General features: G+C 40.4%; 11 protein-coding genes, 1 other RNA gene and 1 pseudogene. 11 read left to right on the forward strand and 2 right to left on the reverse strand.

Going from position 1 to position 13,252, the window contains the following annotated elements; genetic code table 11:
• Nucleotides 1-140 precede the first annotated feature (140 nt).
• Nucleotides 141-489: a transfer-messenger RNA gene (gene ssrA / locus ACQRD1_RS13990) on the forward strand.
• A gap of 688 nt (nt 490-1,177) precedes the next feature.
• Here ssrA and ACQRD1_RS13995 read toward each other — a convergent pair.
• A pseudogene (locus ACQRD1_RS13995) lies at nt 1,178-1,387 on the reverse strand (recombinase zinc beta ribbon domain-containing protein); the annotation flags it as partial.
• Between the two features lie 44 nt (nt 1,388-1,431).
• Here ACQRD1_RS13995 and ACQRD1_RS14000 point away from each other — a divergent pair.
• Nucleotides 1,432-1,824 carry a hypothetical protein gene (locus tag ACQRD1_RS14000; RefSeq protein WP_328282613.1) on the forward strand — a complete coding sequence of 131 codons (393 nt, stop codon included), beginning with the start codon at nt 1,432-1,434 and terminating at the stop codon, nt 1,822-1,824.
• Between the two features lie 383 nt (nt 1,825-2,207).
• Here the strand turns inward: ACQRD1_RS14000 and ACQRD1_RS14005 are convergent, their stop codons facing one another.
• Nucleotides 2,208-2,609: a hypothetical protein gene (locus ACQRD1_RS14005; protein ID WP_235233386.1), complete on the reverse strand. Its 402-nt coding sequence runs from the start codon at nt 2,607-2,609 to the stop codon at nt 2,208-2,210.
• A gap of 514 nt (nt 2,610-3,123) precedes the next feature.
• Between ACQRD1_RS14005 and ACQRD1_RS14010 the strand changes: the two genes are divergently transcribed.
• The 9 genes from ACQRD1_RS14010 (at nt 3,124) to ACQRD1_RS14050 (ending at nt 13,193) form a co-directional block, all read left to right on the forward strand.
• Entirely contained in the window at nt 3,124-5,409 is a 2,286-nt protein-coding gene (locus ACQRD1_RS14010; protein WP_235233388.1) for a hypothetical protein, read from the forward strand.
• 201 nt (nt 5,410-5,610) lie between these two features.
• Nucleotides 5,611-7,251, forward strand: coding sequence for a hypothetical protein (locus tag ACQRD1_RS14015; RefSeq protein ID WP_235233389.1), 1,641 nt, complete (start codon nt 5,611-5,613; stop codon nt 7,249-7,251).
• The gene (locus ACQRD1_RS14020) at nt 7,248-8,279 is read left to right on the forward strand and encodes a sensor histidine kinase (protein ID WP_235233390.1); all 1,032 of its coding nucleotides are present in this window, start codon (nt 7,248-7,250) and stop codon (nt 8,277-8,279) included. Before ACQRD1_RS14015 ends, ACQRD1_RS14020 begins: the two co-directional genes overlap by 4 nt.
• Entirely contained in the window at nt 8,276-8,899 is a 624-nt protein-coding gene (locus ACQRD1_RS14025) for a response regulator transcription factor (protein WP_235233391.1), read from the forward strand. The genes ACQRD1_RS14020 and ACQRD1_RS14025 overlap by 4 nt, the downstream gene beginning before the upstream one ends.
• A 13-nt stretch (nt 8,900-8,912) precedes the next feature.
• Nucleotides 8,913-9,623: a hypothetical protein gene (locus ACQRD1_RS14030; RefSeq protein ID WP_235233393.1), complete on the forward strand. Its 711-nt coding sequence runs from the start codon at nt 8,913-8,915 to the stop codon at nt 9,621-9,623.
• A gap of 47 nt (nt 9,624-9,670) precedes the next feature.
• Nucleotides 9,671-10,924, forward strand: a complete 1,254-nt coding sequence (locus ACQRD1_RS14035) for a hypothetical protein (protein WP_235233394.1) — start codon at nt 9,671-9,673, stop codon at nt 10,922-10,924.
• A gap of 273 nt (nt 10,925-11,197) precedes the next feature.
• Nucleotides 11,198-11,482: a hypothetical protein gene (locus tag ACQRD1_RS14040; protein ID WP_235233395.1), complete on the forward strand. Its 285-nt coding sequence runs from the start codon at nt 11,198-11,200 to the stop codon at nt 11,480-11,482.
• Nucleotides 11,483-11,739: 257 nt separating this feature from the next.
• Nucleotides 11,740-12,414 carry a hypothetical protein gene (locus tag ACQRD1_RS14045; protein WP_235233396.1) on the forward strand — a complete coding sequence of 225 codons (675 nt, stop codon included), beginning with the start codon at nt 11,740-11,742 and terminating at the stop codon, nt 12,412-12,414.
• Complete coding sequence (locus tag ACQRD1_RS14050) at nt 12,411-13,193, forward strand: DNA-methyltransferase (protein ID WP_235233397.1); 783 nt, start codon at nt 12,411-12,413, stop codon at nt 13,191-13,193. Before ACQRD1_RS14045 ends, ACQRD1_RS14050 begins: the two co-directional genes overlap by 4 nt.
• Nucleotides 13,194-13,252 lie beyond the last annotated feature (59 nt).

Consider the following 13,252-nt stretch of genomic DNA (forward strand, 5'->3'; position numbering starts at 1 on the left):
TTTCTTGGGATTTCTTTGGCTTTGAAATTTTTTATTAGAAAAAAATGGCATTTATATGCTCTTGACAAACATAGTTTCGATTTCTATAATAAAATATATCTAACAAAAGATTCGTTTGCAGACCAGAGAGCATGAATTCAGGGCTTGTACTGGTTTCGACGGGGGTCTGGAAGTTGGAGAAGCCATCCGTAGCGGGACACTACGATAAAAGTTCCAATTAAATATAAACGCAGACGAAAATTTAGCGTACGCTGCCTAATATCGGCAGCAGTCGGTCTTAGGTCATCCGCTGCTTAAGTAACCGGCTTCAACAAGGCGGAGCACTTCGTTTCCAAAGCTTTGAGGAGATGGAAGAACTTATGAAGCTACTAAAGTCAGTAACCTGTCATTAGGTGACTGACGGAGGGAATGTCAGAATAATGACTGTGATGGGAGATGCTCTGGTGGATGGGCTTTCGGACGCGGGTTCAACTCCCGCCAGGTCCACCAAAAAGTCCTTACTCGAACTTTTTACCATAAAAAAATTTGGTTCGTTCGATGTAAGTTCAGAATACATTGGATTTGGAGAATCTGAAACATGAAAATCACATCCGTAGATATTGCGGATGTGATTTTTTGTTATCTCAATTAATTCACTCAATTTTTTAAGTTCATTTCTGCGTGCTTGGTTAACTCGTGCAATAGTATCTTTTATTGGCTCCAATATGGTGTCGAAGGGAGCTTTGAATTCTACATTAATATTGAGTCCATCATTTCCATTGGATACTAAAAACCTAGATACAAGAGATTGGTTTATTAGACGCTTAGTCATATCGCTGGCGGCTCTATAAGTCGTGCCACAGTTTTCGATAAGATCAAGGGCTAAATGTAGGTTGGCTAAAATATTTTCAAAAGTCACATTATGCATATTGATTTCATGTTCAACACTTGCTAATTCTTTAGCGATCTTTTTCTGTTCACTTTTCATTAAGTCTAGCGGAATGGCGTCAGAGTAATGCGCTTCAAGCAACTTTTGGCGTTTATGTTCCAGGGATATTTTTGTGCGATTCAATCCATCAAGCTCCGAGTTGAATTTTTCTCGCTCTTTCAGGATAATTGCTTGTAAATATTCCTCCAGATATTGGCGTAATTCTGGCGTAAGCTGATAATTATCGTAGATTTGCTCTATTTTCTTTTCGACCACATCAATTAATACAGCCTTCATCTTACAATCCTTTACTCGTTTGCTGTGTCGTCCTGCACAGACAAAGTAGGGATATACATCTCCATTCTTTTTCTTCTCGTTACTAACCATTAGGCGCGAACCGCATTCTGCGCAGTATACGCTACTTTTTAGGAAATGTGGGTGCTTTACTGTCCGTTCACCATTTATTCTAGAAGCAAGGATGGGTCAAACTACTACTTGATGTCCGAATAAAGAAAGAAACTGATATAAAATGGGGAACAAAAGTCCATGCAGAGCCTGGCGAATGTGTTCGTTTTCGCATAGGAGTCCAAAACATGAGTTCAGAGATGTTCAGAAACCTAGTACTTCGGGATCTTTTGCCAGATGGCCTATCATATGTAGAAGGCAGTACTATGATATTTAATACAGCACATCCCAAAGGAGTAACACTTAGCGATAAGATTATCCATGATAATGGCATAAATATCGGTGATTATGCTCCGGGAGCTAACGCATGGATTTACTTCAATGCAGTTACATCAGAAGAGCCAAGAGATAGAAATATGATTTATAGAAATGTCATTCAGGCAACTGTAGGTTCTGGTACCAGCAAGGAGATTTTCGTTGATGTTCTTATAGAAGCAAGTGAAGCACTATGAAGAAGGATGCAAGAAATAAATATACAAAAAATCCGCCAAGACTTTTTCGCATCTTGGCGTATTTCTTTTTTGTTCTTTTTATTTTTGCATCCTGTGCTGTTTTAGGCCGCACTGTTCGCCTCTTCGCCGTTCCGCTACAGGATCGCAGTTATTTTGTTATAGTGCCTAAATCTATATTTCTTCCATTCTAAGTTTCCTAACAACCCTTCAATCCCCACTACCAACCCATAGAAGAGAATGCTTTGGTTTAGGATGTTAATGATCTAAATGTACATTCTTGTTGGCAAAATAGCATAAAATTGTAAAAATGTCAATAGTTTTTTCGTGTAATTTGCATAAAATCAAGAGCGTAACAGAGGTGGTGAAATTATGTGTTTTTTAATCTATCTCGCATTTATTCCATTTACAAAGGCTAAATAACAAGCAAAATCTCCGATTGATTTCCGGTTATAGCTGTCGTCCTCTTCGTAACCAAGTTCATCTCGCCATGCAGCAGTTTTTTCTTGTTGCTTAAGATATCTGGCGAGCATATTAAAATGTGTAATCACCGAATTGTGACAGGATGTCCGGCTGGGGTCTTGTTTCATTTTTTCTTCTCGGCTCATCAATAGCCAATTTGCCCTAATGGCTGCATAGCGTGTCGCTACTTTTATAAGATCATCATATAATTCCAATGCATCTGAATCATTCCCGACTTCTGAAACGATTTGCTTATGGATAACCTGCATCTGCTCAAGAGACAGGGATTTTGGAAGTTTTGTATATTCTTCATAAGTACTAATCATGAGTATTTCCCCCTTCTTATTTTTTGGAAGTATATTTTAAATCTAAAATAGCACTTCGTCCAGTAGAATCTGCATTATCTTTCTGGTAAATAGTATGCGGATAGGTTCAGCTCATTTTCTTCATGAAAGTCCAATTCAACCCATTAATCTCGGACGAAATATGCCCTATAATAATTTTGTATCGTTAATTTTCTGAGGTGGATTTCTTGACGATCCACGTAAATTCATAAGCTTCACCGCTATCCAAGAAGCCCCTTGAGGGGGTCTACTTAAGTAGTGTAAAGTTGATGATCTTGGTCAGTTTCCCTTTCTCATCTTTAGTTTTCAGCGACAACATTCGTGAACATGGTACTGATTTTTGATCTTATTTTCCAAAAAAGAACAGTGTGGACATATTTTTTAATTATTTTTCAAAAACTACCTGATTGTGTGGGGTGCTTTCTTTTTAGAAGTGTTACTATAAAGTAGCTTAAACAGGCTTTTATCTTATACGCACAAAAAGGAGGAGTTTTTGATGAAACTAAAAAAATGGGGAGCGCTCTTGCTTGCATTATGCATGATAGTCATGGTGTTCCCGACAACTGCCATGGCAGACGAAAATACCCTGTCAGGGCCAGATGCGGAAAAGAAGAAAGTTATCGAGAATGATTTAATCGTTCAAGCGGGTTCAGCAGACAAACTGATTGGCCAATCACCCACGCCTGGAGATCTGCCACCTGTTATCTCAGATCCAGAGTGGGAGTATGATACTATTCTTTCTTATGTCAAAGCCACTGAGGATTATTATGATAGCACCGGTAAAAAAATGACAGAGGCTGATACATTTCAAAATGACAGTCGTTACACGTATAAAGTGACATTCCAATCTTTTGAGTCGTATCATGGAGACTATTATTATGTACTGTCTGGAAATAATAAAGTTTATATAGATATGAATGGCCAACGCGATTCTATGGATGTTTCCGTATCTGAGGATGCAAATGGCAATACAGTCATCATTGCAACTTACAGTTTCTCGATTGGCACGCCTCCGGAAGAACCGGTTAATGCCTATGAATGTTCTATTTACAACATGAATACCAACGTAAATCAGACAGGTGAAACAGCTAAGATGGATGTTGTTATTGGAGGAACAACCCAATATAGAGTTCAACTCTTCACGACTGACCCTAATGGATTAAAAGAGTATGTAACTACAGATTCCATGCGTTTTGATTACACTACTGTCAAGGATCTCAGTCAGTATGTAGATATAAGTGTTGAGACGGAATATAATTCGTATGTAGTTTCTCTTACAGGAAAACAGATGTTAAATGATTACTCTGGTTGTAATTTCTTATTCAACAACATCGAAGGAAATACCCTTCTTGGGGAAGCTGACGTGACATTTAACTTCATCGAACCAACAGATATTACTTTAAACAAAACATATAAACTATCCGATCAGACATGGCAGACTTTATATTATCGTTATCAGCCTGAACCAAATGGATCTCAGTACTATACCCTTCGGACAAATAATGTTCGGGATTGTACTCCAAACGATGGTCACGGAAAATATAGTATCTATAAGAGTACTGATAAAAATCCAATTATATTCATGCTTTCTCGATTGACAATGGATGAGGAATGTGAATTTGAGCTTGTTAAATATAAACTTCCGACAGAGATCAAAATCCTGCCAATACCCGATAGTATTATTGAAGATATAGAAAAGAATGGCAAGGAGGCTGATTTAAACGGTATTAAGTTTACAGTCACATACGATGACGGAAGTACTTATACGCATGAGTTGAATGGAGAACGAATGACTATATCAGAGGGAGACAATTCGTTTGTTCAATATGAAATGGACTGTTGGGATTTAGATAAAAATAAATACTGTTGCATTCCTGACTTTGAAAAAAATACAATAACTATTTATTCCTATACTTTTTTGAATACTTCTGATGGTCCTTATATTTCTGCTTCTGATGAGATTACATTCTCGGTACGGCAAAAAGTCAACATTACCAAAGGTCTCAGCGAAGTACCCGGCGATCTGGGAGATACGGAATATAATACGGTTGAAAAGATTGAAGATAAACTGACAGAAACCATCATTTCCAACGAAGGATATTCGGCTGATAATACTGTACTTTATGACATTGAGTTTGTAACAAGTGAAGATGGCGGCGAAACATGGATTCCTGTTACTGCCGAGAACTTCCCAGAAGAAGGAATTGCGGTAACACTTCCTTATCCGGAGGGAACCAATGCTGCAGATTATGACTTTACCGTTGTCCATATGTTCGATGAGGAAGTGAACGGTCATCATGCCGGTGAAGTGGAGACCCCTGCAGTAACAGAGGGCGAAAACGGCATCTCCTTCCGCCTGATGGGAACTTCTCCTGTTATGGTCGGATACAAAAAAGCTGCGGTTCCCCATACGCATTCTTATGGAAAATGGACAGACTGTAAGGATGGCAGCAATCATCAGCGCTCCTGCGCCTGCGGAGATGTTCAGAAGGAAGCCCACGTTTGGGATGAAGGGAAAGCCACAAAAGAATCCACCAAGGATGCCGAAGGGATCAAAACCTATACTTGCAAGACCTGCGGTGCAACAAAAACGGAAAGCATTCCTAAATTAACTTCCGATACGACACCATTTAAACCCGGCGATTCTGCAAATCCGAACACGGATACAACATCACCAGAGACCGGAGATTCAGCGAACATTGCTTTGTGGATAATAGTTATGCTCGCATCTGCGGCTGGATTAAGCAGTACTTATTTTGTAAGACGCAAAAACAAAATCTAATCATCAATCAAAAATAACATGTCCACAGGCGAAAGGATATTTCCTATGTCCCACGCTTGTGGGCATGATTTTTTATTCGTTACTCCTATTCCAAGAAACTACACTTTTGTGTGGGGCAGATTTTGTCTTTCATGCTATAATATTCTTATCGTTATCTAACTGCGCAGATTGGTTAGAATCATTTTTCTAAGGGGGGATAAAATGAGCGAGCGAAAAAAATCCGTTGTCCGGCTTTTTGCGGCTACGGCGTTGCTTTTTGCAGTCTCCGCATACCGGCAGCTTAGTATGCGGTATTGGCCAGAGGATTTTCTGCGGCCATATCTTGTCTGGGCTGTTTATATGCTCCTGCTTCTTCGCTGGCAGTATACCATCACGACGAAAATTACGCAGAAAGCTATGCATTGCCATTTAACTGCGCAGAATATCGTGAGTATCCTGTATTTAACCGTTCGCTTCATCCAGGATGCTTTCCTCTATGTTAATATTCCATGGATGCGCTTTACCGGATACTTCATCAATATCGCGGCTATTTTCATCCCGCTGTTCGGTCTTTACGGCTCATTCTATCTTGGCAAGGCAGACGATTATCGGATCAGCAAAAAGTGGTATCTGCTTCTGATTCCGGCGTGCCTTTTAAGCGTACTGGCGCTGACGAATGATCTGCATCATTTTTTCTATTACATTATGCCGGAGGAATCCCAGCCAAATTTGTATTTCCACCCCTACATCGGAACATATATCGTCTATATTTGGGGACTTAGTATCATCAGTTATCAGGTATATGTGATCTACCGGCGCAATGTCACGACGAAGTCTGATTCGCTTTACCGGAAGCTGATTCCCTTCTATGAGCCGATTTTACTGCTCCTGTTCAGCATCCCCTATGCGGCAACGGCATACGTTGTTCGATTTGAGCTTGTGGAATATTCAGCGGGACTGATTTTCATTCTTGTGCTTTGCTGGGAGCTCTATATCCTGACCGGACTGATTCCCGTCAACACGCAGTACAGTGAAGTATTCCGGCGTTCTACAGTGGCGATGCAGATTCTTTCACCGACCGGTGAGCGGATTGCAGTATCGGAAAATGCGGCGGAAATCACGCCTGCTATGCTGGAAGCTCTAAAGCAAAATCAGCATTTTTCTGCTACGGAAGATATTACCATGAACCTGCACCAAATCCCGGGCGGGTATATGGTCTGGCAAACCGATCTCTCGCAGATCAATCAGGCTTTACGAGAGCTTCAGAGACTGAATGCGGAATTGGAAGAAGAACAAGATCTGCTGGCACAGGAAATTCGAATTCAATCGGATGAGACAAGTATTCAGGCACGCAATGATATTTATGACAGCCTATCCTCGGAGGTGTCTGGGCAGCTTACCTTGCTGACAGAACTTTTATCAAAAGAATCCCTTTCAGAGAACGACTGGAACCGCATTTGCCTCATCGGCACGTATATCAAGCGGTTCTGCAACTTGCGGCTCACTTATCAGGAGCAGCAGACGATTCCGATGGGTGACTTAGCCATTAGCTTGCAGGATATGGCGAAATGCATGAAGAATCTTGGAATCATGACAAGTTTGGATTTTTGCCCCACATTGAATTTAGAACCAGAGCTGATTCTTCTCATTATGAAAGCCTTGGAAGAGATTTTAGAGGAGGCAGATTTTCGTCTGACTTCTGTGGCAATCCAAATCAGCGATACGGTTTGCTTTGAGATTACCGGTACAGCCTGCGAGTTTGTTTCCCATTCTTTGGAAGGCGGATATAGCCTTCAGACAGAGAAAATTCCGGCAGGCTATCGGCTTCTACTTTTGAAAGAAGGAGAGGTGGGGCAGTCATGAAAAAGAATATGTCAGCGAAAATGATTAAAAAAGCCATCGACTCTTACCCCGGCGGAATCTGTTTCTCCGCATTGGATGGGCGGGTCATTCTTGTCAATGAGAAGATGAACAAGCTGGCGCTGGAGCTGACTGGACATACAATTCTAAACGCAAAGGCGGCATGGGATGAACTCGCACACTTTGCCAATAACGGCAAGGCGGAAAAGCTAGACCAATCCTGGCTGCCGAAAGAGCCGGACAATGAAAATGGGGGCACTCATCAACAGTTGTTCTTCCGCTTCTCCGACGGCTCGGTCTGGCGTTTTGAGCTGAGATTTCTTGATTCCAATACCGTTCAGATTGAGGCGGCGGAAATTACAGAACTCTACCGACTCAGCGAAGAACTGTACGAGAACACCATTCGGCTGCAGGATATGCAAAAGCGTCAGAAAGCCTTGCTGGACAGTATCGTTGAAGTCAATTTGAATAAAGAGATTCTTGCGGCGAAAATGCATATCCATGATGAACTTGGGCACTGTCTGTTGGCTACCACCAAAGCAATTACGGAAGACAGTCTGGCCGAGAACGCCGATGTACTGCGGGAAAATTGGAACAGCACCATTCGTGATTTTTCCAATATTCCTATGGCGTGGACAGTTCCCGATTCCTCCTTGCAATCTGAACTGCTTCAGGTGGCGGAGCTGATTGGCTGTAAGGTTGTATTCCTTGGAGAACAGCCCACTCAGCGCAAAACCTTACAATTATTATATGCCGCTATCCGAGAGGCGCTCACCAATGCGGTACGTCATGCGAATGCCACGGAATTAATGGTAAAGGTCGAACAAAACAAGCAGGGTTATTACATTGAAATATCCGACAATGGTTGTGTATCTGTTTCAAGCATTACGGAAGGCAACGGCCTTAGTGCATTGCGGCAACGATTAGAACAAGAAGGAGCCTCCCTAAAAGTGCTCTGCGACAATGGCGTTTCTCTCATTGTCAATATTCCCTTTGATTTTGACGAAGCTCAGAAAGGAGGGCGAACATGATACAGGTTTTAGTAGTAGAAGATTCCAGGATTACCCGGGACGCCATTGAAAGTCAGATCGCCAAATCAGAAAAATATGTTTTGTACGCCTCCATAGAAAATGCAGCGAATGCAGAAATAGCCTGTCTTCGTGGGCACGTTGATTTAATCCTGATGGATGTCTGTACTGCCGATGAAGAATCCGGCTTGAAAGCTGCGGCAAAGATTAAGCAATACAACCCTAAAATCAAGATTATCATTATGACCTCCATGCCGGAACATTCCTTTATTCAAAAGGCAAAAGCATGTGGTTGTAATGGCTTTTGGTACAAGGAATATGGCAGCACTGCTTTGATGGAGGTTTGCGACCGGGTGATGAACGGCGAATTTGTTTATCCCGAGGACACGCCGGTGATTCGCATTGGGTACAGCAACAGCACCGAGTTTACCAGTCGGGAATTTGATATTATTCGGGAGCTTGCACAAGGCAGAAAATACGAGGAGATTGCGGCGGATCTTGGCATTACACCTAATACCGTCAAGTACCACATCAAGAATATTTTGCAGAAAACGGGCTACCAGAATACTTTACAGCTAGTGGCCGAGGTCGTAGAAAAGCGATTGATTCTGCCGAAATATTAAGGAGGATAAGCACATGGGTAGTTTAACAGATAAATATCAGCAGTTAAGAAAAGAGACAGAGGAAAAGCAGCGGATCGAGCAGGAGATGCAAAAACAAGAGGCGTATTATGGCAACATCATTAACCGGACAAAATTTGTGTGCAAAGAACATTGGAAAACAAATATGTATGAAGATATTAGCAATGCTTCTGTATATAAATCTACTTTATTATATAAATCTACTTTATTATCAAAGTTCGACCCGCAAAGGCAGGCTTTGTTTCAGGAGGCAGCAAAACTGATTCGTGAAGATAAGTGGATTTCATGGAAGATGCCCGGCAAAAAAGATACGTCTGTAATTAAACACTGTTATTCACTCGGCGAACATGAGATTTATTACGAGCTAGGATCTTACATAAAAACCAAATGGGCGGACGGGAGCATTCATGTTGGCGGTCACAAGAGATATTTCAGTAGAAAGTATGAAGTATTAGGTGGCTTAATGGATGATATACGGAAAATGGTAGCACAAAAAGCGGCCTATCGAGAAATGCAGGAATATTTCAGACTTATCAGTAATGCTGCTGTAGGTGCTTCCAGCTATGTGGAACTAAAGCATAGTAATCGAAGTATAGTCTTATTTAGAGATGGAGATGTACTTTATCGGGGACAGTATATTGAAAAAATGTCTATAAAAGAGCTTGAGGATTTTTTGGCAGAATCCGTGAATAGAATTAACAAATGATTTCTATATTCTTTTAGCTATCAATATAGAAAGAAAGGTGGTTTTTTATGAAGAAATACCATTCCGAAAAAGATCCCTTCAGAGATCGCACAATTATATACGATGAACACGGCAAAAAAGTCGGTTATAGCGAAAAGGCAATCTTTGGTGATCATGTCAATGTCTATGACTCAAAAGGAAATAAGGTTGCCAGACAAGAAAAATCATTCTTTGGAGACCATATTAATGTCTATGATGCTAAAGGGAAAAAGACCGGTGAACAACATCAAGCTCTCTTTGGAAATCATACTAATGTTTACGATGCCAAAGGGAATAAGGTTGGAGAAAGTCAACCGTCTTTCTGGGGCTCCGGTACAGATTATTACAGCCGGGAATCGGCAGCCTCACTACCCTCTGCGGCCATAGACCCGAGCAATTCATGGAATTTTGAGAACAGAAGTGCTCCACCGGCAAGCACAACATCCCAACACACCGTGCTATCTAACGAAATGTACTCAAACATATCCGAGGAAGAGCTTGCGCAGGCTGTAGCTACGAGTCATGAGTTAACCGTGGAAGAAGCCGCATCTTACGCAAAACTCTGTGTAAGCTTATTTGAAAAGGTAAATATCAAAACAGACGGAACCATTTTCACGAAAGAAGAATACAAGAAAAAGGTTCGCTACGGCTTCCTTAAACTCAAATCCTATGAAACAACCAAAACAAAATATGTTCCGGGAGAGACATATTGGTTATTAAAACGCCGAAACGAAAACGAAGAACGTGTAGGATGTTCTCGTGAGGAAAAATACATTTTGGTTCTCACTAAAAGTGGCAAGTTCTATGATGGAGAAATACGGGAAGAATACCGCCATAACGGAACCTATGTCATGCTGAGAAACGACTGGAAAGAATGTTCCACATATCAGTTGCACGAGCTTATTCCGCTTTTGGATCTTCTTTTGAAAAAGCATAGCATTAAGATGTCCTCCGGCCTGTATTGGACGCAGCTCCATCCACAAAAAAACGTAGGAACATCGCCGTCTTGCACTGAAAAAAAAGCAGATACCTCTCCAAGTGCTTCAACAAATCAGCAATATAAATATGTTCTGACGGCCTTAAAATCCGGAAATCAAGCGGATTTAGTGAAAGCAATTCGTACCCTATATGGCTGTGGACGGGATGAGGGCAAGCGGTGGGCAGAATCATCGCAGCTTATTATCATGCAAACCAATGATAAGAATAAAGTGACGGAAGCCGTAAATATTTTTGAAGGCGAATACGGTATCAAAGTTACTATCAATGGCAAATCAAAGCCATAGACTCTGACGGAAGAAGAGCAGGAAAAGTCAAAGATTGACGTAATAAAACAATATAGCTTTTACAAAGTACTCAATTCAATAAAGCATCTTGGTGGAGATCATTATAAATACTTATCCGGTGACTGTGTAAATATGAAAAAAACAGCAAATGGACAGATTACTTATGATGAGCTTATTGCAGAACCGAGAAGAAGCTATGGAGTAAGATATAAGCAGATAAAAACTTAATGCACGGCTCAAATTTGTCAGCTTAAATTGGGGGGGATAATATTAATGAAAAAATGCATGGCCGATGCTAAAGAATGTATTGAACGGATTAATGCAATGAGCAAGACCGATTTTCATCAAAGAATCTTGCGAGGCGTTGCTGCCAGTGAGGAGTTTTCTTGTTTGGTATCTATCGGCATTAAATATCCGACGCAGAGTCAAAAGCAGCATATATGCCAGATGTTGGTGCAGGCAGGAATTCCATTCGAATTCTCCGATGATCCGGATTTTGACGAGAAACTAACTAGAATAGCTTTTGCAATCACTACCAGTGCGGTTAAAGTTATTTAAATCTGAATAGTCGGATAAAAGCAGACAAGAAATGCGAATGGCTCTTGTCTGCTTTTGTTATTTATAATAGGTTCTTAATAATCGCGTTTAGCCATGCTCACTATATTCAGCGTAGTTACAAAATAAAAAACATCATTTTTTCAATATACGATTATTAGAGTTAATTCATGCACATCCACTAATAGCTCAAGCGATTTCTTTTTGCTTTTAGTCGTGATAATATTCTTAGCAGTTAGCATATAAGAACTAGGAATAAAATGACTGAAGGTGATATTTTAGATGAAGTAATAAAAAATGTTAGTATATGTTACGATAATGAGCAGCGTAACCTTGCCAAGATTGCAATTTCGGCACCGACCGAAGGCGTAATAAGAGATGCTGCCGGAAAGTTAGTGGAAAACGTACTTCAGAATATTATAAATACTATCAATGCATGTGTCCCTAATTATAAAATAGTATCAAAAGTAGGAAGTACTGATTACTTGTCTAAAAGTATTAATTATAAAGGCTCGTTATATAGTATGAATACCATCCAGGTAGATAGGCATGTTTTTTCCAATGGCAAAAGGATTGCCTTTATAGAAAATAAGACATATTTAGACTCGTGCTACTATGATCGAGCACTGGCTGACTTTAGAAAAATCATTGAATCGCTATCACAACATGGGCACAAGATAAGTGACTTAGATTTCGTTGTGTTTGCTGGGCAAAATGCGGCGAGCGAGAATACATTAAAAATGTACGAAGCTGATTTCTGGAACTTTACAAGGCATTATACGGATGGCGTAGGGATAGAGCCTAAAACTTTCTTTTTTCTAAAGGGCAAAAGATCCTCCAGTCATCCTTTATACAAAGAGAAACATCCACTAAACGAAGAAAATATAAAAGATCTTGCACGTATGCTCTTAAATGATGCTAAAATGTGTTCATGAATGACTTATTTCTAGATGGCAACATACAGATTATCAATTGCGATATGTTTGATGAATGCGGGCTATCATCTATTACAGATTGCGCCATCGATGCAATAATTACTGACTTTCCGTATGGAACACTAAATAAACGCAATGGCTGGGATAAGGTAATTGACTACGAAGAGTTCTGGAGAATAGTAAACAAAAAGAAGAAAGAAAATGCGCCCGTAATATCGACAGCTCAGATGCCATTTACAGCGTTTCTTGTTTCAACAAATTACAGGGACTTTAAGTACACATTAGTGTGGGAAAAGTCGAAAGCAACAGGATACCTTAATGCTAAAAAACAGCCTTTGCGTGCGCACGAAGATATAGTGGTGTTTTACAAAAAGCAATGTTGCTATAATCCACAGATGACGCAAGGAACTCCTTATAACAAAGGAAAAGCCATAAGAGATACTTTTGCGTATGGAAAGCAAAAGAAGGCAGTATTGGTTAAAAATGATACTGGTATGCGATATCCACGCTCTGTACAATATTTTGTTACCGCAGAAAGTGAAGGAAAACATCATCCGACGCAGAAACCAATTGCACTGTTTGAATGGTTAATTAGAACATATACGAATCCTGGGGACTTGGTCGTAGATCCGTGTATGGGATCTGGAACTACAGCATTAGCTGCCATTAGGACAGGAAGAAAGTTTCTGGGATATGAAAAAGAACCCGAATACTACGAAAAGGCAAAAGCTAGAATAATTGAAGAGGTAGATATGCCTCATCTTTTAGATGCTAGCTAATCTAGAAAATTATCTTTTCTAATTGTGTGTATTTATTGTTTATTACGAAGAATGGGCAA

Source organism: Bariatricus sp. SGI.019, from assembly GCF_050315235.1.
Taxonomy (GTDB): Bacteria; Bacillota; Clostridia; order Lachnospirales; family Lachnospiraceae; genus JAFBIX01.

Coding starts and splice junctions, on each gene's coding strand:
- ACQRD1_RS14005 (WP_235233386.1), bottom strand. CDS start 2,609: ATGATTAGTACTTATGAAGAATATACAAAACTTCCAAAATCCCTGTCT.
- ACQRD1_RS14010 (WP_235233388.1), top strand. CDS start 3,124: ATGAAACTAAAAAAATGGGGAGCGCTCTTGCTTGCATTATGCATGATA.
- ACQRD1_RS14015 (WP_235233389.1), top strand. CDS start 5,611: ATGAGCGAGCGAAAAAAATCCGTTGTCCGGCTTTTTGCGGCTACGGCG.
- ACQRD1_RS14020 (WP_235233390.1), top strand. CDS start 7,248: ATGAAAAAGAATATGTCAGCGAAAATGATTAAAAAAGCCATCGACTCT.
- ACQRD1_RS14025 (WP_235233391.1), top strand. CDS start 8,276: ATGATACAGGTTTTAGTAGTAGAAGATTCCAGGATTACCCGGGACGCC.
- ACQRD1_RS14030 (WP_235233393.1), top strand. CDS start 8,913: ATGGGTAGTTTAACAGATAAATATCAGCAGTTAAGAAAAGAGACAGAG.
- ACQRD1_RS14035 (WP_235233394.1), top strand. CDS start 9,671: ATGAAGAAATACCATTCCGAAAAAGATCCCTTCAGAGATCGCACAATT.
- ACQRD1_RS14040 (WP_235233395.1), top strand. CDS start 11,198: ATGAAAAAATGCATGGCCGATGCTAAAGAATGTATTGAACGGATTAAT.
- ACQRD1_RS14045 (WP_235233396.1), top strand. CDS start 11,740: ATGACTGAAGGTGATATTTTAGATGAAGTAATAAAAAATGTTAGTATA.
- ACQRD1_RS14050 (WP_235233397.1), top strand. CDS start 12,411: ATGAATGACTTATTTCTAGATGGCAACATACAGATTATCAATTGCGAT.